The organism is Tindallia texcoconensis, assembly GCF_055383815.1.
Genome location: NZ_AP042431.1, coordinates 1340139 through 1361662 on the forward strand (window position 1 = coordinate 1340139; position 21524 = coordinate 1361662).

At 41.0% G+C, this 21524-nt stretch carries 25 protein-coding genes and 1 riboswitch; of the genes, 18 read left to right on the forward strand and 7 right to left on the reverse strand.

Annotation, left to right across the window (positions count from 1 at the left end; translation table 11 throughout):
* The first annotated feature begins 294 nt into the window (after positions 1-294).
* From ACZ47N_RS06160 to ACZ47N_RS06170, 3 genes are all read left to right on the forward strand, one after another.
* Positions 295-864 carry a chloride channel protein gene (locus tag ACZ47N_RS06160; protein ID WP_464888259.1) on the forward strand — a complete coding sequence of 190 codons (570 nt, stop codon included), beginning with the start codon at positions 295-297 and terminating at the stop codon, positions 862-864.
* Positions 865-1054: 190 nt separating this feature from the next.
* A complete protein-coding gene (locus ACZ47N_RS06165; RefSeq protein WP_464888260.1) occupies positions 1055-1261 on the forward strand; it encodes a type II toxin-antitoxin system HicB family antitoxin in 207 nt (68 codons plus the stop codon).
* Positions 1261-1488, forward strand: coding sequence for a type II toxin-antitoxin system HicA family toxin (locus ACZ47N_RS06170; RefSeq protein WP_464888261.1), 228 nt, complete (start codon positions 1261-1263; stop codon positions 1486-1488). The genes ACZ47N_RS06165 and ACZ47N_RS06170 overlap by 1 nt, the downstream gene beginning before the upstream one ends.
* Positions 1489-1514: 26 nt before the next feature.
* Here the strand turns inward: ACZ47N_RS06170 and ACZ47N_RS06175 are convergent, their stop codons facing one another.
* Entirely contained in the window at positions 1515-1754 is a 240-nt protein-coding gene (locus ACZ47N_RS06175) for a hypothetical protein (RefSeq protein WP_464888262.1), read from the reverse strand.
* A gap of 229 nt (positions 1755-1983) precedes the next feature.
* Entirely contained in the window at positions 1984-2349 is a 366-nt protein-coding gene (locus tag ACZ47N_RS06180) for a hypothetical protein (protein WP_464888263.1), read from the reverse strand.
* Positions 2350-2941: 592 nt separating this feature from the next.
* Here ACZ47N_RS06180 and ACZ47N_RS06185 point away from each other — a divergent pair.
* From ACZ47N_RS06185 to ACZ47N_RS06200, 4 genes are read left to right on the forward strand one after another with little or no spacing between them, the layout of a single operon-like run.
* Positions 2942-3850: a putative selenate ABC transporter substrate-binding protein gene (locus ACZ47N_RS06185; protein WP_464888264.1), complete on the forward strand. Its 909-nt coding sequence runs from the start codon at positions 2942-2944 to the stop codon at positions 3848-3850.
* A 12-nt stretch (positions 3851-3862) separates the two neighbouring features.
* Positions 3863-4606: a phosphonate ABC transporter ATP-binding protein gene (locus ACZ47N_RS06190; protein ID WP_464888265.1), complete on the forward strand. Its 744-nt coding sequence runs from the start codon at positions 3863-3865 to the stop codon at positions 4604-4606.
* Positions 4607-5380, forward strand: coding sequence for a PhnE/PtxC family ABC transporter permease (locus tag ACZ47N_RS06195; RefSeq protein WP_464888266.1), 774 nt, complete (start codon positions 4607-4609; stop codon positions 5378-5380).
* Positions 5377-6210 (forward strand): PhnE/PtxC family ABC transporter permease, encoded by an 834-nt coding sequence (locus ACZ47N_RS06200; RefSeq protein WP_464888267.1) that lies wholly within the window; start codon positions 5377-5379, stop codon positions 6208-6210. The genes ACZ47N_RS06195 and ACZ47N_RS06200 overlap by 4 nt, the downstream gene beginning before the upstream one ends.
* 889 nt (positions 6211-7099) lie before the next feature.
* Here ACZ47N_RS06200 and ACZ47N_RS06205 read toward each other — a convergent pair.
* Entirely contained in the window at positions 7100-7747 is a 648-nt protein-coding gene (locus ACZ47N_RS06205) for a copper amine oxidase N-terminal domain-containing protein (RefSeq protein WP_464888268.1), read from the reverse strand.
* A gap of 387 nt (positions 7748-8134) precedes the next feature.
* On the opposite strand from ACZ47N_RS06205, the gene ACZ47N_RS06210 reads away from it, so the two are divergent.
* From ACZ47N_RS06210 to ACZ47N_RS06225, 4 genes are read left to right on the forward strand one after another with little or no spacing between them, the layout of a single operon-like run.
* Entirely contained in the window at positions 8135-9130 is a 996-nt protein-coding gene (locus tag ACZ47N_RS06210; RefSeq protein WP_464888269.1) for a methionine ABC transporter ATP-binding protein, read from the forward strand.
* Positions 9120-9797, forward strand: coding sequence for a methionine ABC transporter permease (locus ACZ47N_RS06215; RefSeq protein WP_093312245.1), 678 nt, complete (start codon positions 9120-9122; stop codon positions 9795-9797). The genes ACZ47N_RS06210 and ACZ47N_RS06215 overlap by 11 nt, the downstream gene beginning before the upstream one ends.
* Before the next feature lie 13 nt (positions 9798-9810).
* Positions 9811-10653, forward strand: coding sequence for a MetQ/NlpA family ABC transporter substrate-binding protein (locus ACZ47N_RS06220; RefSeq protein ID WP_464888270.1), 843 nt, complete (start codon positions 9811-9813; stop codon positions 10651-10653).
* Between the two features lie 16 nt (positions 10654-10669).
* The gene (locus ACZ47N_RS06225) at positions 10670-11491 is read left to right on the forward strand and encodes a DUF169 domain-containing protein (RefSeq protein WP_464888271.1); all 822 of its coding nucleotides are present in this window, start codon (positions 10670-10672) and stop codon (positions 11489-11491) included.
* Between the two features lie 427 nt (positions 11492-11918).
* Here ACZ47N_RS06225 and ACZ47N_RS06230 read toward each other — a convergent pair whose 3' ends face one another.
* Together ACZ47N_RS06230 and ACZ47N_RS06235 are read right to left on the reverse strand one after the other, a co-directional pair.
* Positions 11919-12791, reverse strand: a complete 873-nt coding sequence (locus ACZ47N_RS06230) for an AraC family transcriptional regulator (protein ID WP_464888272.1) — start codon at positions 12789-12791, stop codon at positions 11919-11921.
* 13 nt (positions 12792-12804) lie between these two features.
* Positions 12805-13272 carry an SAM-dependent methyltransferase gene (locus ACZ47N_RS06235; protein ID WP_464888273.1) on the reverse strand — a complete coding sequence of 156 codons (468 nt, stop codon included), beginning with the start codon at positions 13270-13272 and terminating at the stop codon, positions 12805-12807.
* Positions 13273-13631: 359 nt separating this feature from the next.
* Between ACZ47N_RS06235 and ACZ47N_RS06240 the strand changes: the two genes are divergently transcribed.
* Positions 13632-13820 carry a hypothetical protein gene (locus ACZ47N_RS06240; RefSeq protein ID WP_464888274.1) on the forward strand — a complete coding sequence of 63 codons (189 nt, stop codon included), beginning with the start codon at positions 13632-13634 and terminating at the stop codon, positions 13818-13820.
* 123 nt (positions 13821-13943) lie between these two features.
* On the opposite strand, the gene ACZ47N_RS06245 is transcribed toward ACZ47N_RS06240, so the two are convergent.
* Positions 13944-14795, reverse strand: a complete 852-nt coding sequence (locus ACZ47N_RS06245; protein WP_464888275.1) for a copper amine oxidase N-terminal domain-containing protein — start codon at positions 14793-14795, stop codon at positions 13944-13946.
* Positions 14796-15192: 397 nt separating this feature from the next.
* Here ACZ47N_RS06245 and ACZ47N_RS06250 point away from each other — a divergent pair, with 397 nt between their 5' ends.
* The 3 genes from ACZ47N_RS06250 (at position 15193) to ACZ47N_RS06260 (ending at position 16939) form a co-directional block, all read left to right on the forward strand.
* On the forward strand, positions 15193-16470 hold the full coding sequence (locus ACZ47N_RS06250) for a chloride channel protein (RefSeq protein ID WP_464888276.1): 1278 nt from the start codon (positions 15193-15195) through the stop codon (positions 16468-16470).
* A 191-nt stretch (positions 16471-16661) separates the two neighbouring features.
* Positions 16662-16841, forward strand: a complete 180-nt coding sequence (locus ACZ47N_RS06255) for a hypothetical protein (RefSeq protein ID WP_464888277.1) — start codon at positions 16662-16664, stop codon at positions 16839-16841.
* Positions 16841-16939, forward strand: coding sequence for a type II toxin-antitoxin system HicA family toxin (locus tag ACZ47N_RS06260; RefSeq protein WP_464888278.1), 99 nt, complete (start codon positions 16841-16843; stop codon positions 16937-16939). The genes ACZ47N_RS06255 and ACZ47N_RS06260 overlap by 1 nt, the downstream gene beginning before the upstream one ends.
* Before the next feature lie 86 nt (positions 16940-17025).
* Here the strand turns inward: ACZ47N_RS06260 and ACZ47N_RS06265 are convergent, their stop codons facing one another.
* Positions 17026-17682 carry a Fic family protein gene (locus ACZ47N_RS06265; protein ID WP_464888419.1) on the reverse strand — a complete coding sequence of 219 codons (657 nt, stop codon included), beginning with the start codon at positions 17680-17682 and terminating at the stop codon, positions 17026-17028.
* Between the two features lie 94 nt (positions 17683-17776).
* Positions 17777-17968, forward strand: a riboswitch (cobalamin riboswitch).
* A 147-nt stretch (positions 17969-18115) separates the two neighbouring features.
* On the opposite strand from ACZ47N_RS06265, the gene ACZ47N_RS06270 reads away from it, so the two are divergent.
* The 3 genes from ACZ47N_RS06270 to ACZ47N_RS06280 are packed head-to-tail and all read left to right on the forward strand — an operon-like array spanning position 18116 to position 21515.
* Positions 18116-19726 carry an ABC transporter substrate-binding protein gene (locus tag ACZ47N_RS06270; RefSeq protein WP_464888279.1) on the forward strand — a complete coding sequence of 537 codons (1611 nt, stop codon included), beginning with the start codon at positions 18116-18118 and terminating at the stop codon, positions 19724-19726.
* Positions 19727-19728: 2 nt separating this feature from the next.
* Positions 19729-20682: an ABC transporter permease gene (locus ACZ47N_RS06275; RefSeq protein ID WP_464888280.1), complete on the forward strand. Its 954-nt coding sequence runs from the start codon at positions 19729-19731 to the stop codon at positions 20680-20682.
* Positions 20679-21515 carry an ABC transporter permease gene (locus ACZ47N_RS06280; RefSeq protein ID WP_093315148.1) on the forward strand — a complete coding sequence of 279 codons (837 nt, stop codon included), beginning with the start codon at positions 20679-20681 and terminating at the stop codon, positions 21513-21515. Before ACZ47N_RS06275 ends, ACZ47N_RS06280 begins: the two co-directional genes overlap by 4 nt.
* Positions 21516-21524: the final 9 nt, after the last annotated feature.

Here is a 21524-nt window from a genome sequence, read left to right on the forward strand (position 1 = left end):
AATCAAAGAGGGACGAGAGGAACTGGGCACTGTCTTTCCAAGAATCGGCGCAAAATACGTCTACTAGCATAACCGGAAATACAGCCGAAGAAGGCATCTATTTATTATCAAAACATTGAGCTTTATCCATGGAGCAGATACAAGGAGTACATAAGTGAAACAGTGTTTCCCTTAAGTGGTGTATTTGCCGAATCCACTTCGCTTTTCTATGCACCTTCCTATTCACCAGATGTGACGAATGTCCACTAGTTTATTCATACAGGTATACTGGCTGGAGTAGTTTCTCTTTTATTTATGACCTTCTTTGGCTCTATCCAAAAATTATTTGCAAAACTACCCCGTAAAGGCGCACATCCTATTCTTAGCGGCATTTTAACAGGAATCCTTCTTTTTTATTTGCCTGACGTTGGAGGAACTGGAACTGCTATGATTCAAGGTATGATTAACGGAAGTTTTCCCATCGCTTTCTTATGCTTTCTATTAGTAGGAAAAATGTTAGCCACTTCTTTCACCGTAGCGTCTGGCGGTAGTGCAGGATTAGTAATTCCTTCTTTATTTCTTGGTGCCATTACTGGTAATTTGCTTTCTTCGATTTTAGTTGCCGATGCCGGTCTTAATGCTTCTTTGGTAATTGCCGGTATGGCTGCCAGTCTAGCCAGTGTTGCCAATGTTCCTGTAGCGGCTGCCATCATGCTGATCGAAATGGTAGGTCTACAACTAGGTGTTCCTGCTACTCTCGGCAGTATTATTGGCTATGCTATTGGCCATAGTCGAGTTATTTATGGGGTCACTCGCCCGGATCAATGGCAGTTTGAAGAAACAACTAAATGGCGAACCATCGATGCTGTATCCGATTGTCACTAATGATCAAAGGTTCTTCTTTCTTCTGAAGTGCAGTCATCCCACAAGGGGATACTCATCAGGAGCCTCCCCTTGTGGGAATGGCTTGTTAGATGATGTTCAATAAATTGACCCTAACATTAAAATATGTATATTTCTAAACCCATTATGATATAATATGAATAATTAAACCTTTAAAGTGAGGTGCCTTATTATGAGTATTAAAGTTACTGTCCTTGTTCAAAAAGAAGATAACTGGTATGTTGCTAAATGTATTGAAAATAATGTTGCTTCGCAAGGTAAAACGATTGAAGAGTCAATTAGTAATTTGCGAGAAGCCCTTGAACTGTATTATGAAGATACTCCCCCCCAAAATATTAATGTCCCTACTTTCTTGACTACCATGGAGATTGGATTATAATGGGGTCTAAATATCCTATATTATCACCTAATAAAATTATTAAAGCTTTAGAAAAAATTGATTTTCGTAAAGTTTCTCAAAAAGGAAGCCATGCAAAATATAAGAAGTTAGGTATTCCTACAAGAGTAGTAATTATACCTATGCATGATGAAATTGCAAAAGGGACCTTACAAAGTATTTTAGAGCAAGCTGATATACCACTTGATGAATTCTTAAATCTTTTATAGTAACTCATTCTTAGGAATGAGTTTTTTCATGCCTGTGGGCTCAGTGGGACGGGGGCAACTCGTCTGTGTAGATCTTCAACATTCTCCGCCAGTTGTTCGCTGTATTGTTCTTTCGTCACTTCGTCTACTCCGGATGATTTTCCGGTGCTCATGTTTTTTTGGCATTTGATCAGGTTTTCCTCGTTGATCAGGTGTATTAATGACGTGAATTTTTCTTTAGGATTTTCCTTTGCTACTTTTGCTATCCTGTCCAGTTGCGTTTCCACATGTTTCCTCCCTCTGTGTGGAGCATATGTTTCTCCTTAAGGTTGATGTTGTGTTTTCAGCAATATGCAGTAATCCGACTCCCTGTCGCATTGGGCAGCCTTGCGTTGTTATTGTTGGTGGATATCATTCATTTATAAGTAAAAACAAAACATCACCTCCTGTTGTGATAGGAGGTGATGTTTTATGTGGCTAAATAGTGTGAATAGCCCTTTCTTTACTTTATTCCGTTTAATAAATTCCGCGATTTAATCCGTCACGAATCGCCGAAAGTACTTTATTTGCACGGAGTGTAGCACCACTGTAGGTATCGATATCTTCTACAAATTCTCCAGGTTCATAAAGATCAAAGACGGCCTCGAGTGGCTGACCTTCTAGGTATTCCAATACCTGATGATGTTGCAATAGAACTGGATACATGTCTTCATCCTCGTTTATATCCATAAAATCGATATTTGCATAGCTCAGTCTTCGGAAGCTTAAATCAGTAAAGTTTCCATCTTCGAGGTAAAACTGGATCCCTACCTGCTGATCCCCTCCATCGCTGAACACTCCACGATAACGACCATCTGGATAAGACCCTATATCCGTTGTCACTCCATCAGTGGGTGCAGCAACACGAGGGCAACACGAGGGGACGGTTCTTTGGCAACACGAGGGGACGGTTCTTTTGTGTTTAGGGACGGGGCAACTCGTCCTACGAGTATTGACTTATGAATCACCACATCCACTTATTAATCAAAGAGGGACGAAAGGAACTGGGCACTGTCTTTCCAAGAATCGGCACAAAATACGTCTACTGGCATAACCGGAAATACAGCCGAAGAAGGCATCTATTTATTATCAAAACATCGAGCTTTATCCATGGAGCAGATACAAGGAGTACATAAGTGAAAAAGACGTTTGTGAAACAGCGTTTCCATTAGATTCATTCAGGGTTAATGACCTGGAGTACGCCTCAGAACTCCCAAAACCAAAATCAATTGCCAGATCTATAATCCTTAGTAAACTTGCTCCATCCTTTATTTTGATTGCAATTTTTAGTTGATGCGGCACACAATTCATCCACCCATATAAATGTATCGATATATTCAATGGCCCAATACAAAACCTTTATTGGACTGGTCCACGAAGGTTTTATATACTGTACAAGATATAAAAATTGATATTCTTTTAAGGAGAGATGACCATGAAGCGTTTATTCGTATTTGCTTTGCTATGCTGCCTGTCTATTAGCCTTTTGGCATGCTCAAACACAAGCACGACCACCGAAGGCAATGGAACCGATTCACCTTTTAGGATTGGAGCTATTCCAGATCAATCCGCTGCAGAACTGAATGAAAACATGAAAAAAATGGCCGAGTACCTGACAGAAAAATCTGGTGTAGACGTTGAATACATACCGTCTCAGGACTATGCAGCACTGGTAACGGCCTTTGAACGAGGTGAAATTCACATGGCTTGGTTCGGCGGCCTTACCTCTGTTCAGGCTCGAAATCGTGTGCCAGAAGCAGCATCCATTGTCCAGCGTCCTTTGGATGCTGCGTTTCACTGTGTTTACATTGCCCAGAAAGACTTGAATCTCAATGGGCTGGAAGACTTAGCCGGGAAGACATTTACCTTTGGAAGCGAATCTTCCACGTCTGGCCATTTGATGCCACGGTATTTCTTAAATGAAGCGGGCATCATTCCAGAAGACGATTTTGATGGAGGGCCGAATTATTCCGGATCCCATGATCGGACTTATGCGTTGGTGGAATCCGGTGCTTTTGATGCCGGCGTCCTCAATGAATCTCTATGGGAGATGATGGTGGAATCTGGTGAAGCTGATTTAGATAAAATAGAAGCCTTCTATATCTCTGACGATTATTACAATTACAACTGGACGATTAATAGCGAAGCTGTTTTACAAGATCAGTTTGGTTATGATATAAAGGCGGAAATGAAAGACATTTTATTAACCATGCACGAAGATACCAACAGTGATCTGGCAGCAGATATTCTTGCTTTTTACGATACCCATCAGTTCATCCCCACCCAAAATGAAAACTATTCCATGATCGAAACCATTGGAAGAGATTTGGGGCTGCTGAATTAAGGAGTGGCCACCATGAGCAGAGCAGTCGTTCAGCTAAAAAATCTATCCAAAAGTTATGGAGAGTTGGAGCTTATTTCCTCCCTCTCCCTAACCATTTTTGAAGGAGAACGTGTAGCCTTCATAGGACCCAGCGGAGGGGGCAAGACCTCTCTTCTTCGCATCATCTCCAATTTTGTTGCACCGGATTGTGGCGAAGTGTTTATTTTTGAAAAGAAAATTAACCAGTACCATTATCGTGATTTGGCCAAAAAAGTCGGGATGATGCGACAAAGCTTAGACTTAGTACCACAACTAAACGTCCTTAACAACGTTTTGGCTGGGAAACTAGGGGATTGGGGCCTGCTTAAATCCATGATTTCCCTTGTTTTTCCCAGGGAGAAATCCGAAGCAGAGCAGGCTTTAAAGCGGGTAGGCATCCTGGAAAAAATCAACGAAGTAACCAAAAACCTTTCTGGAGGCGAACAACAACGGGTTGCGCTGGCCCGACTTTTGCTGCAGAATTCCCACATTATCCTGGCAGACGAGCCTGTGGCTTCCTTAGACCCTGCCAGAGCAGAAGACATTCTTAGTCTGATCCGAGACGTGGTGCAGGAAGAGCGTAAAACTTTGGTAGCCAGCATTCATTCTGTTGAATACGCGAAGAAGTATTTTACCCGCGTAGTGGGGATTCGGAATGGGAGTATTCATTTTGACCTTAAAGCAGAACAACTGAGCCAAGAGCAGCTTGATGAATTGTATCAAATTGAGGTGGGATAAGTGAAACACCGAAAACTTTTATTAACAGCCGGCATACTTGCCGCCTTAGTCGCCAGCGTCCTTACCATTGATACTAGCTCTGGGGTTATACACGCTGGTGGCGTCAATCTTTTAAAGCGAATGGTTGTAGCAATGGTGTTTCCTGAAGTATCCATTTCTATTCTGCTGACAGGGTTGGAGGCCCTTAAAAAGACTGCTGTTTATGCTTTTACCGGAATGTCTTTAGCCATAATGCTGGGCATGACATTGGGAACCCTTAGTTCTGGTATTCTGTTCAAGGGACGGACTGGCCATCTCCTATCTATTTTTTTCACCGGGCTTTTGGCTTTCATGAGAGCCATTCATGAACTGGTGTGGGCATGGTTGTTTGTTGCTTCCATCGGACTTACCCCCTTTGCAGGTATCTTTGCTCTGGCCATTCCCTACGGAGGGATGTTGGGACGTATCTATGCAGATATGCTCAAGGATGTGCCCAGATCCATTGTTGAAAATTTAAGAGGCTGTGGTGCTTCTAAACTCCAAATCTTGCTTTATGGATACCTTCCTCTTTCAAAAGCTCAGCTCATCAGCTACAGCCTGTATCGGTTAGAGTGCGCTCTGCGCTCTTCCACCATCATGAGTTTTGTGGGGCTGGGCGGTATTGGATTCCAAATCCAGATGAGTTTGTATGATTTTGATTTCAATAAAACCTGGACTTTTGTTTACCTCTTAATTATTGCGGTAATCCTACTGGATGCCTGGAGCAACACCATAAGAAAGAAGCTGATTGAATGAAAAAAAAAGTAAGTTTTATGTCAATTTCTGCCTCTATTGCCTTCTTATTCCTTTTGTACTCCTGGTATTATATTCTTTATGTTGATGGCGGAAATCTGTCGATGCTTTTCTCAGAGGAGAATGCCACCTATTTGAAACGTTTTCTGGCAGAACTTGCCGGTATACATGAGGAAACCCCAGCTTTTATGGACAGAGAGCAATGGAAGATTGTTTTTCAGTTATCCATGGAAACTTTAGTGATGAGCATTATGGCCATATGCCTGGCTTCTTTTTTCGTTTTGATTACCGTAATCCATGGAGCTCGCAATATTTCCGATGGCAGTCTTCTGGCCAATCCAAAATGGTATCAACGTTTCGCCTTCTATGCCGTACGTCTTCTATACATCCTTACCCGATCTGTTCCGGAGTTGATCTGGGCCATGATGATTATTCTCATTTTTCGACCAGGTGTCATCCCTGGGGTCATTGCCTTAGCCATCCATAATTATGGAGTTTTGGGCAAACTTTGTTCCGAAGTCATTGAAAATCTGGATAGTCAACCCATCCAAAATTTACATGCTTCAGGCGCCAGCAATGGGCAGAAACTGCTGTACGGAATTTTCCCCATGGTTTTACCAAGCTTTATGACCTACATAGTCTATCGATGGGAAGTAATCATTCGAACCACCATTATTTTAGGATTCATTGGCGCCGGAGGCCTTGGAAAACAATTTCGTCTCAGCATGAGTTCCTTTCACTACTCTCAAATCACCATGATTCTGATGGCCTATCTCCTGCTGGTATTCTTCGCTGAAGGGGTTAGCAAAGTAGCTCGCAAATTATCAGGATAAGAGGCTCAGTGGGGAGGCTCAGTGGGGAGGCTCAGTGGGACGGGGGGCAACTCGTCCTTCGGGTATTGACTTATGAATAACCACATCCACTTATTAATCAAAGAGGGACGAGAGGAACTGGGCACTGTCTTTCCAAGAATCGGCGCAAAATACGTCTACTGACATAACCGGAAACACAGCCGAAGAAGGCATTTGTTTATTATCAAAACATCGAGTCCTATCCATGGAGCAGCTCTAAGGAATACATACGTGAAAAAGACATTTGCGAAACAGCGTTTCCCTTAAGTGTTTTTTCGAAGGACAGCAACAAGCCAGATCAATATTTAAAAGCTTTTATACAAAAGAGAATAGTGATCACTGCTTGGACTATGAAGATTCATTCAGGGTTAATGACCTGGAAACGGCAGAAATAATCAAATAAACAGCAAGCATTGACAACACCAGTAAAGTTCAAAACTTCGATAAGGACAATAGAAACAAACTAATAAAGAATTTCAACAAACAGGCTCTCCATAAGACAGATAGAAAGATTGACGGGAGTCAGGTTTGGTGTGATAAGAAAGCTATGAACATGCAAAAAACCGTCTCTTCATGTTTTTAACATGCTCTCAGTTAAAATTCCTACGGAATATGAAGGAGTAATTGAAAAAGAAGCTTTAAGGGTTTCAGAACTGGCTGGACAGAACGAAGGAAAATAAAAAGAAAGAAAAGCAAAACTGTCGGTAAAAAGGTAAGTTTCGTCATACAAGGCAAAATACTCCTCTGTGACCCTTTGATTTTCATTGAGGGAACTGAACATCGGAGGGGTCTATCTTTTTAAACAAAAATCCATGTTATTCGGCAATGATTTCGGAAGGAGTAATGCCTTCCTTGATTTGTTCGCGAATTTCTAGTGTATCCTCTGTTCGATAGATAGTGAACAACCATCGCCCCATTGGAAGCCTTCTACATTTCGTACACTTTGGCTATAGAAGGAGACGGAATCCTCTGTTTCTTCGATAAGGTATCGACCTTCCCAGTGGGATGGAATGGTGAGGTGAAATCCCATCTTTTCATGAATATATGCTTTGTCACGGATACTATCTTCTGTCTTTTCCACTGATGATCCACGAATGACAACGGTACGACTGGTTTCATCCCAATCAACGGCAGCGCCAAGGCTTTCGGCAATAAACCTGGTCGGTACCATGGTTCTTCCATCAAGGATCATCGCCGCTACATCCAGTTCCACTACCTGCCCATTGACGGTAGGATGTTTACTTCCGATAGGAAGCGTTACCTGAATGCTTTCTGTTTGTGCCGTCACTGTTTGAGTTTTCTCATCCCATTGAGGACTTACGCCCAAAGACTCAAATATCCCTCGTAGGGGAACAAGAATTCTGCCTTCTAGGTTGATGGGATTGACATCGAAGTTAACTGGTACACCATTGACAAGGACGGATACCGGTGGTTGACTATACACGGAAAAGCCATGCAAAAATACCATTAAAATGACTAACAAGAAAACGACTAACAAGCATTTCAGTTTCTTATGCATCCTTTCACTCCCTTTCCATTCCTTCTTGTGAATAGAATTTTGCGAATATACTTTCGGCACTACCTACTCCTTATTTTCTTTGCCAAAAAGAAACTGCGATCTGTCATGATGAGTATTTCCGGATAAGCTTAGTGTAGCATAGTCTTTATCGAGATAGTTGAATGATTAGGCTATTCAGCTATTTAGGCATATTGTCAGGCAGTTCTTTGGAAAGAGGTGGGAGTGGGAAGGATTGTATAGCCTCGAGATCTGGGCTATAGGAAGTCTTGGGAATGATAGATAGGCAAACCCTATAGATGTATCAATAATTCATATTAGACGGCGCTTTTGTGATCGTCTATAATGAGGAATATTAAAAATACTGTTTTGACAGGTTGGGAATAGAAAATGATTCAGATACACAATTTATACAAATCCTATCACCATAGTGACATACTGAAAAAAATTAACCTCTCTATCGAAAAAGGGGAAATATATGGCCTTATTGGACAAAGTGGCGCAGGTAAATCTACGCTATTACGATGTGTCAATGGATTGGAAAAATTTGATACGGGAGATTTGATTGTTGAGGGTGTTAATTTAGCTTCCATAACGGAAAAAGAACTGAGAAACTTTAGGAAAAAAATAGGCATGATTTTTCAGGATTTTGCGCTTCTCCATCGAAGAAATGTTGTTGAAAACGTATCGCTGCCTATGGAGTGCTGGAAGTATGATAAAAAAGAAATTGAAACCCGATCTGAAGCGTTGCTGGATCTAGTTGGACTGTTGGATAAAAAAAATTCCATGCCCAGCGAATTATCTGGAGGGCAAAAGCAAAGAGTAGCCATCGCAAGAGCCTTATCCCTAAATCCCAGCGTGCTTCTATGCGATGAAGCGACGTCTGCCCTTGATCCCAATACAACGGATTCGATCTTGAAGCTATTAGCTGATATCAATACGGAGTTGGGAATTACCATTATGGTGGTAACCCATGAGATGTCCGTGGTGAAAAGCATCTGTGATAAGGTAGCTATTATTGCAAGAGGAAGCATTGTGGCTGAGGACACGGTAGAAAACATATTTCTAAAAGAATCTTTAGCGCTGAAGGACTTGGTAGGACAAGAGTCAATCAAGGTTCCGGAAAATCAAACGGTGATAAAGCTGGCGGTACGCAGTACTGATATTGATAAGAACTTCTTGTGGAAACTGGCTTCTGAAAATCAAATCAAATTTTCCATTGTATCAGCCAATATTGAGCAATCGAAAAACAGCCGATTTGGGCACCTTTATATCAGCGTTCATAACCATGAGGTGGATGCGACACAGGCCTATTGTGAAGCGAATGGGATTCAATACACTTTGGTGAATACCTGTGGAAAAGGAGCTGAAATTGGTGTTTCTTAACTTTGCAGACACAAGACTGATAGAATATTTACCAAAAGTCATCTGGCCAGCTTTGTTAGCTACGCTAAGAATGCTTTTTTTCTCTATGATATTAGGACTTATTATTGGTAGCGTTGTTGCCGTTTTCTTGGTCTTAACATCTCCTTATGGGCTTAAGCCAAACAAGAAAGTTTACAGAGTATTAGATTTTACGATCAATATGATTCGATCTTTTCCGGTAATTATATTAATCGTTGCAATTTCTCCTTTAACAAGGGTTATCGTAGGAACTTCTGTTGGAGAGAAAGCGGCTATTGTCCCCCTTACTATTGCCGCTTTTCCTGTGATTGCCAGGTATATTGAAATGAGTATGCTAGAAGTAGACAGAAACGTGGTTATAGCTGCAAAATCTTTTGGTGCTTCTGATTCACAGATTATTTTTAAGGTGTTACTCTCGGAAGCCTTACCTTCTATTGTCGCTGGACTGACCACCACTACCATCCTGTTTCTGGCCAGTACGACCCTGGCTGGAGCGGTAGGAGCCGGAGGTTTGGGGGCTGTTGCCCTGACTTATGGATACCAGCGGTTTGATGATGTGATGATGTACGCGATTGTCATTATTTTATTTGTCATGGTATTGATAATCCAAGGAATTGGAGAATTGATATATAGAAAAATTAAAAAGTAAAGGAGTTACAAGGATGAAAAAAATAGGAATGATGCTTGTTGTTTTATTATTAATGATTTTGGTGGCAGGCTGTTCAGGATCTTCGAATGAAGAGGCTTCTGTTGAAGAGGCTACCACTGAAGAGTCAGCAGTAGAAAAGGAACCGTTGAATCTTGTAATTGCATGTGCTGAAACAACCCAGGCCCTTGTGGATGCCGTCATACCGGTGATGGAAGAAAAAGGATACCAGATGACGTATCAGATGTTTGATAACAATGTGAATACAATGGTTGCCACAAATGATGAAAGCGTAGATGGATTGTTTCTTGTGCATAAACCTTTTATGGAAAACTTCAATAAAGCTAATGATGCGGATTTGGTAATGATGGAACCTCATGTATTTGCCGTGGGTATGGGAGTCTTTTCTGAACGGTATGAAAGCATAGAAAATCTGCCGGAGGGCGCATCTGTTGCGATCATGAATGATGCAATGAATATGGACAGAGGCTTGAGGGTTTTTAGTGATGCTGGTTATATAAAACTGTCTGAAGATGTTGAGCGAGCAACGTTGCTTGATATAGAAGAAAATCCGATGGGCTTGAACTTTGTAGAAATGGATCAGACTCAAACCGTTCGTTCGCTACAAGATATGGATGCGGTAGTTGCTTTTTTTAGTCATATGAAGAATGCCGGAAAAGATTTTGACAATTATATTATCAGAGACCAACGTCCTGAAAACTACCCTCAAGGAGTCATTGTCAAAGAAAAAAATGCAGATGCACAATGGGCTAAAGATTTGGTAGATGCTTTTAGAAGCGAGGAAATAAGAGCTTTTGCCGATGACTACTACGGTGGATTATACGAATACATTGATTAATAAAAGGAAGATACCTGTGGAAAATAAATCTTGTGTTTTAATTGAATCATTATTATCCTTCAGCAGAAAGCCTGTAGGTGTAAAATTTTTACTCACAGAAAATGATTATGAAAAATCGACTTCTTTTGAACACAAAAATGGGATGCCTTACTGTACAGCTATCAAAAATGCATCAAAAGGTTCTCACTATAAAATGAATATGGAAAACTCAAGTTGTGTGGCTGCTTCAAGAGCCTTAGGATTTACGGAAATTAGCGAGGAATCCCTTTCGGGAAGCAGGCATGAACAGTTAGGTGTTTATAAAAACTTATGTATCAGCCGGTCGGTGGCAAAGGATATGGTGTATTGTCAACATCGTTGTACTGGGGTTGAAATCAAGCCTCTTGATGCTTATCAGGAGGAAGAACCGGATGTGGTGATTCTTGTAACATCTCCCTATAATGCCATGCGGATTGTTCAGAGTTATGCCTATCATTTTGGACAGCTGAAAAACATTAAAATGGCTGGTATGTGTGCTATATGTCAGGAATGCACCAGCTATCCCTATGAAACAAATTCTCTGAATATATCCATGTTATGTTCTGGTACCCGTTGTGTGGGGCAATGGTCTGAAAATGAACTAGGTATCGGATTTCCTTACCATTATTTTGAACCGATTGTAGACGGGTTGATTCAAACCACAAACCCAATGGAAGATAATAAAAACAAAAAAAAGATAGCCCGAAGATTTTCAGATAATGGACTGTTGAGCTCTTTAGAGATTAAACCGAATGATAATTACTATAGAGGAGCTTATGGAACACCTAAACAAAAAGAAAAACAACAGAATGTTGAATAGCAAAAACTGTCCCTTATTTCAAGACACTGTCCTTTTTCCATGGCGGTGCGACAAGTTCCCTCCTAGAAACACTTTGTCAGCAAAGATAAGGTGTTTCTTTTCTTTTTGCAAGGCTCAGTGCAAAACCACGGGTTAATGCAGAAAAAGGTGCTTATCCAAAGAGCTCAGTGGGCTTCCTACTGCTTTGATTTTAAATTCCACAGAATAATGGGTTCTTTTTCTCATAAGCCCAGTATAGCTTAAATTCCTTTTTGTGTGTCTCACTCTATGGGTTCATTATATTTCCCTCCTCTAGTGGCAAAAGGGGGGACAGCATTCATACTAATTTGAAACACCAAAATTATGTTAACAAAATTTGACCTTGCTTTTCCACCGCATCAAGTATCACATTCTTTAATACTTTGATTAGTGCGGTTCATCTTGGAGTTTAAACATTATCTGTGGGAATATATATCTCGCTGACAGAGTTTTCATTATTAGGCCCCTTATGCTCTTTGCCATAGAACTCAAAGTTGAAATGTCCTGGCAGTTTGTTGTCAGTTGATGGCAACCATTCTTCATATATGTACTGATACGTATGGCCAACTTGATTGGCTAATCCTTTGTGCCTAAACTTAAAGTAAGTTTGGGCTGGAATGATTTTAGCTGTCAATTGGATAGGAACCAATTCAAGCTTGTTGACAGCTACTGCAACATAAAAATATATGCTGTCATTATCTTGATCTGGGAACCAAAATTGCAACTGATAAAATGCTAAAGGTTTTTTTAGGTTGGGAATTGCTGTAAGATTCCTTGTTAACATTGACCACTGTTCTGTCAGATCATTTTTCATTGATATATCATAGTAAAACGGAATCCCAACCAATTTTATTTCCTCCAAAGACACTCTTTCTGGTTCTTTGTCTAAGTCTAAGACATTCTCATTCTTTTTCAATTCTCTCTCTGTTATAGGCTGCGTCAGCAATTGTCTGTCAATCCCACCTTCTTTACGAATGTCTGATGGGTTTTTGTTTGTAATTTTAAAACACGCCCTGGAATACGCCTCAGAACTCCCAAAACCAAAATCAATTGCCAGATCTATAATCCGTTTTTCCGTGTCAATAAGTTCTTTTATTGATTCAGTGATCTTTCTGGCTAAAATATATGCTTTAGGTGAGTAACCAGTGATAGATTTAAACAGTCTGGAATAGTAATAGAAAGAAAACCCCAGTTCTCTAGATATCTCTAATACTGATATTTTAGATCTGAGGTTGTTCTCCATTATTTGTATCGATTGTAAAATATAATCTCTATTATTCATATTAATTTCCCTCTTAGAAATTAAAAAAATGACTCCAATCATAATCAGCAGACTCTTCGATACATGTTGGCAAGCCGGCACACCAATCTGGAAGTTTCGCCTCTCTAGCTACATCAGAGCATGGATAATATGGCTTAATATCCAAGACTGGCGTTCCATCTTCTGCATCTATATATGAAGTATATATGATCCCCCGTTCATAATCAATGCCTGTAACATCAACAACGGTTATACAGATTGGGTTAGGTCTTAGTGGTGATCTCGTTGAAAACACCCCCATGGTATCTGGACCTAGCTTATATGGTTTTTCTATGGTCTTAACCTTCCACAAATCAGCATTATCCACCTGATCTGCCCACCAAATGACAATCAAGTGACTAAACCCATCCATGGCTGTCAGTGCTTCTTTGTAGAACTCATCCACCACAATTTCAAAACCACGGTTATGCTTAATGTTCCCTACTTCTCTCAACTCCATCATACCTGCCTCCTTTTTAATTGTTGGATTCAGTTATATTATGGATTATTTTTATACCCCGTGCTTGATTAAAATTGTCTAAAATCAGTGGCTAATTGATCTAATTTGCTACATTTTCATCAAAACTTGTTTCAACTTACAGATTAACAATTCGTCTATGTTCTTTATCTGTACCAACGATGATTATTCTCATTTTTCGACCAGGTGTCATCCCTGAGGTCATTGCCTTAACCATCTATAATGATGGAGTTTTGGGTACACTTTGTTCCTAAGTCATTGAAAATCTGGATAGTCAACCCATCCAAAACTTACATGCTTCAGACGCCAGCAATGGGAAGAAACTGCTGTGCGGAATTTTTCTCATGGTTTTACCAAGCTCTATGACCTACATGGTCTATCGATGGGATGTAATCCTTCGAACCACCATTATTTTAGGATTCATTGGCACTGGAAGCCTTGGAAAACAATTTCGTCTCAGCATGAGTTCCTTTGACTACTCTCAAATCACCATAATTCTGATGGCCTATCATCCTGCTGGTATTCTTCGCTGAAGGGGTTGGCAAAGTAGCTCGCAAATTATTAGGATAAAGTAGAATACAAGGATGTTTCTCTCACGGGCTCAGTGGAGACGGGTCTCTGTAGCTTTTTAGCGTCTCTACTAGTTTGTTGGAATCCTATCGATCTCCAAAAAACACAAAAGTAAACGTGTCGGTAATACGGTGAGTTTCGTCATACAAGGCAAAATATTCCTCTGTGACCCTTTGATTTTCATGAGGGAACTGAACATCGGAAGGGCCTATCTTTTTAAACAAAAACCCATGTTGTTCGGCAATAATTTCGGAAGGAGTAATGCCTTCCTTGATTTGTTCGCGAATTTCTGGTGTATCCTCTGTTCGGTAGATAGTGAACAACCATCCGCCCCACTGGAAGCCTTCTACATTTCGTACACTTTGGCTATAGAAGGAGACGGAATCCTCTGTTTCTTCGATAAGGTATCGACCTTCCCAGTGGGATGGAATGGTGAGGTGAAATCCCATCTTTTCATGAATATATGCTTTGTCACGGATACTATCTTCTGTCTTTTCCACTGATGATCCACGAATGACAACGGTACGACTGGTTTCATCCCAATCAACGGCAGCGCCCAGGCTTTCGGCAATAAACCTGGTCGGTATCATGGTTCTTCCATCAAGGATCATCGCCGCTACATCCAGTTCCACTACCTGCCCATTGACGGTAGGATGTTTACTTCCGATAGGAAGCGTTACCTGAATGCTTTCTGTTTGTGCCGTCACTGTTTGAGTTTTCTCATCCCATTGAGGACTTACGCCCAAAGACTCAAATATCCCTCGTAGGGGAACAAGAATTCTGCCTTCTAGGTTGATGGGATTGACATCGAAGTTAACTGGTACACCATTGACAAGGACGGATACCGGTGGTTGACTATACACGGAAAAGCCATGCAAAAATACCATTAAAACGACTAACAAGAAAACGACTAACAAGCATTTCGGTTTCGTATGCATCCTTTCACTCCCTTTCCATTCCTTCTTGTGAATAGAATTTTGCGAATATACTTTCGGCACTACCTACTCCTTATTTTCTTTGACAGAAAGAAACTGTGATCTGTCGTGAGGAGTATTTCCGGATAAGCTTAGTATAGCATAGTCTTTATCGAGATAATTGAATCCTTAGGCTATTCGGTTATTTAGGCGCGTCCTTAGGCTTTTCTTTGGAAAGGAGCAGAGCTTGGTAAGTCTGAAAATTGATTTACTTTTTTGATGTATATCCTTTTCGTTTTTTTTATGTTAGAATGATGAGCTGAATTGCTTAAAACCATCTGAAATCCTTAAAAAACTAAGCTTATAGCTAGTTTCTATGGATTTCTGAAGGATAGAACTATCTGGAAAAGAGGCTCTGATCATGAGAAAAACACTTCCTTACATTGGAAAGTATATGTCAAAATGGCTCATCGTTGCTACCTTTATGGGCTTTGGCGGTGGTATATCGGCGGTAGCTCTTCAACGGGCGATTCATTTAATGGAATCTGGCAGCCGATTTCTTCCACTTGCCCTTGCACCTGTAATTGGTGGAATTATGGTATCCATTATCCTGCTTTGGGATCCAATTGCCGCTGGTTTTGGAACCGATCACTATATTTACGAAGTCAATCATGACAAAAAATATCTGGCTGGAAAAACCATGCTGAGTAAAATCTTATCAACAACAGTTACTCTTGGGTTTCGAGGAAGCGGAGGAGTTGAAGGACCTATGTTGGTCATTGGTGGCAGCATTGGGGATATTTTTTCCCGCATCCCTCTCTTAAATCGTTTTTATCATAAAGAAGATGAAAGAATTCTCACTATTTGTGGAGCAGCTGGTGCGATTGGTGCCATTTTTCATTCGCCACTAGGTGGGGGTATTTTTGTGGTGGAAGTTCTGTATAAATCCTCGCTTCATTATGGCGATCTTTTTCCTGCTATTTTGTCCTCTACCATGGGTTTTGTCATTTATGGTGTTTTTTCCGATTCCACTTCGCTTTTCTATGCACCTTCCTATTCACCGGATGTGACGAATGTCCACTGGTTTATTCTTACAGGGATACTGGCTGGAGTAGTTTCTCTTTTATTTATGACCTTCTTTGGCTCTATCCAAAAATTATTTACAAAACTCCCCCGTAAAGGCGCGCATCCTATTCTTGGTGGCATTTTAACAGGAATCCTTCTTTTTTATTTGCCTGACGTTGGAGGAACTGGAACTGCTATGATTCAAGGTATGATTAACGGAAGTTTTCCCATCGCTTTCTTGTGCTTTCTATTAGTAGGAAAAATGTTAGCCACTTCTTTCACCGTAGCGTCTGGCGGTAGTGCAGGATTAGTGATTCCTTCTTTATTTCTTGGTGCCATTACTGGTAATTTGCTTTCTTCGATTTTAGTTGCCGATGCCGGTCTTAATGCTTCTTTGGTAATTGCTGGTATGGCTGCCAGTCTAGCCAGTGTTGCCAATGTTCCTGTAGCGGCTGCCATCATGCTGATCGAAATGGTAGGTCTACAACTAGGTGTTCCTGCTACTCTCGGCAGTATTATTGGCTATGCTATTGGCCACAGTCGAGTTATTTATGGGGTCACTCGCCCGGATCAATGGCAGTTTGAAGAAACAACTAAATGGCGAACCATCGATGCTGCATCCGATTGTCACTAATGATCAAAGGTTCTTCTTTCTTCTGAAGTGTAGTCATCCCACTATGATGCCCTGGAGGCTCATCAGGAGCCTCCCCTTGTTGAATGGCTTGTTAGATGATGTTCAATAAATTGACCCTAACAGTAAAATATGCTTATTTCTAAATCCATTATGATATTAATCACTAAACCTATACAGTGAGGTGCCTTGTTATGAGTATTAAAGTTACTGTCCTTGTTCAAAAAGAAGATAATTGGATTATCATGAGTTCTAAATATCCTGTATTATCACCTAATAAAAATATTAAAGCGTTAGAAAAAATTGAGTTTCGTAACGTTTCTCAAAAGGCAGCCATGCAAAATATAAGAAGTTCGGTATTCCTACAAGAGTAGTGATTATACCTATGCATGACGAAATTGCAAAAGAGACCTTAAAAAGTATTTTTGAGCAAGCGGATATACAACTTGATGAATTCTTGAATTTTTTATAGCAACTCATTCTTAGGAATGAGTTTTTTCATGCCTGTGAGACTATTGAATTTTATCTAACCGTTCCCGCTATTACCGGATCGTCTGTCTACATCCCTTTCATGATTTTCAATAATCTCTTGTTTATAAACAATTTATCTTTTCCTCTTACCTCAACTTCGAGTATTCCAGACTCTACAAGCTCCTTAAGATAATTCGATGCTGTTTTTCTAGTCACATTTAATCCCACTTCAACATTGTTAATCCTTGTATAAAATTCGACAAACAAGATATCAACTAATTCTTTTGAATACATTTTGGGATGCTTTTCTCTTATTTCATTACTCGTATTTTCCATAAACTCATTTATTTGCCTCAATATATTCAATGATTTTTCAGACGTTTCTTGGATTCCCTTTAGAATGTATCGTATCCAGTCTTCCCAATTTCCCTTATTATGAATATCCTTTAGAAGTCTATCATAATCTTCTTTTGTTGATAGTATATATTTACTTAGATATAAAATTGACGAGTCCAACAATCCTTTCATTACCAGGAACAACTCATTTATGATTCTTCCAGTACGTCCGTTTCCATCATAAAATGGATGAATACTTTGAAATTGATAATGGATTACAGCTAGTTTAATCAACGCATCAATTTCATCTTCTTCATTGATATATCCCTCTAGGTTTCCTAGTAAATTTCTTATCTCCGTTTCAGTTGCTGGTGGCGTATAAACGACCTCTCCGATTCTTTCGTTAATTAGCTTTGTTCCACCTTGGTCCGCCGTTTATGAATACCATTGCATGGCTGGCCGCCAGTTCCATCCCGTTGACAGGATCTTTCATAAAGGGTACACTATTATCATCTTTTCAGGTGCCCTTATCCTCAACAGGATACAAGGGAGAATAGGAAAACTGGTGAAAAACCAGTGCGGACTCACCACTGTAAGCGAAGACGAATCCCTAAAGTGTCACTGGAGAAATCTGGGAAGACTGGGAGGAGAATGATGCGCGAGCCAGGAGACCTGCCTTGAAAAAGACGACGCAGAACCTTTGCGTTTTTTAGGAAGACTTAAGATGAGAAAGTCTCTTAGTAGCCATGCTAAGGGGCTTTTTTGATGCCCTTAGCATGTAGTAGTATCCTCCATCTCCACTCTTAAAAAGAGAAAAAAAGACGAAAGAAGGGAATGTACCATGATGAAACAAAGAAAAGAAATATTATGGACCGTGATGTTTCTCGGGCTTATGAGCTTTTTCCTCTTAGCCGGATGCCATGGCGGATCAACGGATGCTGATTCGGATACCTCACAGGAAGTTGAACTCACTCAGGAAGTTGAAAAGGATCTCTATGAAAAAGAGGTTGTGTTGGCTGGTCCAAGAGATGTCGCCCCAGGTCCGGAGGATGCTTTTTACATGAGCTCCATTTTATCCGTATGGGAACCTCTGGTAGCCATCGGACCCGATCAGCAACCAGCTCCTAAGCTGGCAACCCATTGGGAACGCAACGAAGATGCTACGGAATGGATTTTTCACCTAAAGGAAGGTGTCACTTTTCATGACGGTCATTCTTTTGACGCGGATGCGGTCATTGCCAATTATGATCGCTATTCAAACATGCATGGAAAAAGTTCCTCCTTCTACACCTTCCATTTCGATGCTGTATATCCCCATTTTGAATCCATCGAAAAAATAGAGGACCATCAGGTGAAAATGATTTTCTCAGAACCTTTTGCCTTGCTTCCTTATAATATGGCTAATTTTGGCAGTGCCATGTATAGTCCGGATTCCTTTGACGAAACAACGGATTTTACGACGATTGCTCAGGGAACAGGTCCTTTCAGGCTGGTGGAACATGAAAGGAACCAATATGTAAAGCTGGAAGCCAACGAAGATTATTATGGCGAAAAAGCTCAGGTGAAAAATATTCAAATTCGAATTATTCCAGATCCACAGACTCGATTTGCTGCCTTAAAAGCCGAAGAAATCATGGGCGTTTTAGATTTGGGCGCTTTAACACCAGAATTAACCAAACAGTTATTGGACGATGATCGTTTTGCCCTTTCTTACCAGCCATCAACCATTTCTCATTACTTGTCTTGTAATGGAACACGGTTTCCTTTTAATGATCCGAAGATGAAAAAAGCCCTTAGTTTAGCCATTGACCGAGAACTGCTGGTGCAAGAGTTTTATAACGGTTATCCAGAACCTACCGTCAACATTCTCAACGCCGCTTCTCCCTTTGCTAAACCCATTTCTCCAGTCTATGATCCAGAAAAAGCCAAGACCTTGGCCACAGAAGTCCTTGGTGATCAAACACCGGAACTTGAAATTATTGTTCCTTCCTGGGCCTTAGACCGGTACCCTTATAAAGAACAGGCGGAATACCTGCAATCCGTCTTATCGGAACTTGGCTTGCCTTCCAGCATCAGCATCATGGATGGTGCCGCTTTTCGAGAGCGTCAGTCACAGGGAGACTTTGATATCTCTTTGCATATTCAAGGATTGCCAGATCTAAACCCAATGACCATTTTTAACCGATTTATGCACAGTGAAGGAAGTACCAATATTGCTTATAGTTTGGGTTTTTCCAATGAACGTGTAGATGAATTGCTGGCTCAGCTAGCTGTTGAAACAGAGCTGGATCTCATCAAAGAAGCCGTTAATGAATTACAAACCATTTCTGCCGAAGATATTTCCACCCTGCCGATGTTTCATGATGTAACCTTGGCACCGCATCATAAATCCCTTAAAAATTATGAAGCTACCGTTTATGGAGTGGATTTACCCGGCATTTCCTGGAGATAGCCATGACCTATGCCCTTCCTTATGCTTTGAAAAAAATAGTATTGGCCCTGCCGGTTTTAATCGGAGTTTCGGTAATTGCCTTCCTGCTGGGCGTGGTCGCTTTAGGTGACCCGGCCCGGGAGGCTTTAAGTGCCGACGGAGTGAGTACCCCTACTCAGGAGGAAATTGACGTAAAAAGAATAGAACTGGGCCTTGACCAGTCATTAGGCAAACAATACCAGCAATGGATCGGAGGGATTCTTCAGGGAGATCTTGGTACCTCTTTTATGACGAACATCCCCATTGCTGAAGAATTCCGGGATCGACTGCCTAAAACCTTGGCCTTATCCATTTCAGCCCTTCTCCTGGTCATCTTTCTTTCGATTCCTTTGGCGGTTCTCATGGCCGTCTATCAACATAGCTGGTTTGACCATATAGGCAGGCTCTTCAGCCTGCTTCTCATTTCAACCCCCGGATTTTTGGCCGCCATTCTGCTCATGATGTTCTTTTCTGTTCATCTGCGTTGGCTGCCTACCAGTGGCTATGGGACATTTTCCCACTTGATCATTCCTTCCTTGGTACTGGCTTTCGGAACCAGTGGGGTGATTATGCGTGTCAATCGGGCAACCTTACTGGAAGTGTTGCATAAAAATTATATCTTAAATGCCCATGCCAAAGGACTAACCAAAGCTTTTGTACTTTACCGGCATGCTTTACGAAATTCTCTACTTCCTGTCATAACCATTATTGGCAACTATTTTGGCAGTATCCTCGGTGGATCCGCCATTGTAGAAACCATTTTTGCCATTCCCGGTGTTGGCCGTTATGCCGTAGAAGGGATTATGAGCATGGACTATCCTGTGATTCAGGCCTATGTCCTTTTTACTGGTGTGGTTTATGTCCTTTTTAACCTAGTGATTGATCTTTCCTATATCCTCATTGATCCACGAATTCGCCTTGGTGGTGATCAAGGATGAAGCAAAACACCTTTGGAAAATGGATGAATTCTTTGGGAATCCTTTTTCTCCTTTTACTCATTCTGATGAGCATCACCGCTGAATGGATTGCTCCTTACGATCCGGTACAAGTGGATATGAGTAATCGCTTACAACCTCCTTCGAAGGAGCATCTGATGGGTACAGATGCCATGGGACGGGATGTGCTTAGCCGCATTATTTATGGCGGCAGAACTTCTATGATTTTAGCCACCGTCGCTTCCAGTGGCACCATGATCATTGGTTTGTTTTTTGGAATTCTTGGTGGTTATTTTGGTAAATGGCTGGACGAAATCATTCAGATTTTTGTAAAGATTTTTCAGAGTTTGCCTCCTCTAAGCTTTATGCTGGCTATTGCTGGCATATTAGGACCCGGCTTCCAGAGTATCTTAATCGCCAGCTTAATTGTTTCCTGGGCCGACTTTTCTAGAGTGGTGCGAGCTGAAATCTTAAAAATACGAGAAGAAAGTTTTGTGGAAGGTCTTCGAGTCCTTGGTGCTGGTCATGGGTATATTATTTTCAGGCATATCCTTCCCACCATTATTGGCCCTTTTATGGTGCTTTTTACCGCTCAGGTCGGCCGAACCATTATTGCGATTGCCTCTTTAAGCTATCTGGGTTTAGGCCTTCAACCACCTCAGCCAGACTGGGGTGTCATGATCTTTGATGCAAAAACCTATATGCGTACCGACCCTCATCTGATGTACTTTCCTGGCATTTTTATCATTGGATTTTGCTTCTCTGTCAATCTGTTGGGCGATGCACTTCGAGACTTTTTTGATACCTCCGAAAGAAAGGATCAACCCTTTCTTTAGAAAGGCTGA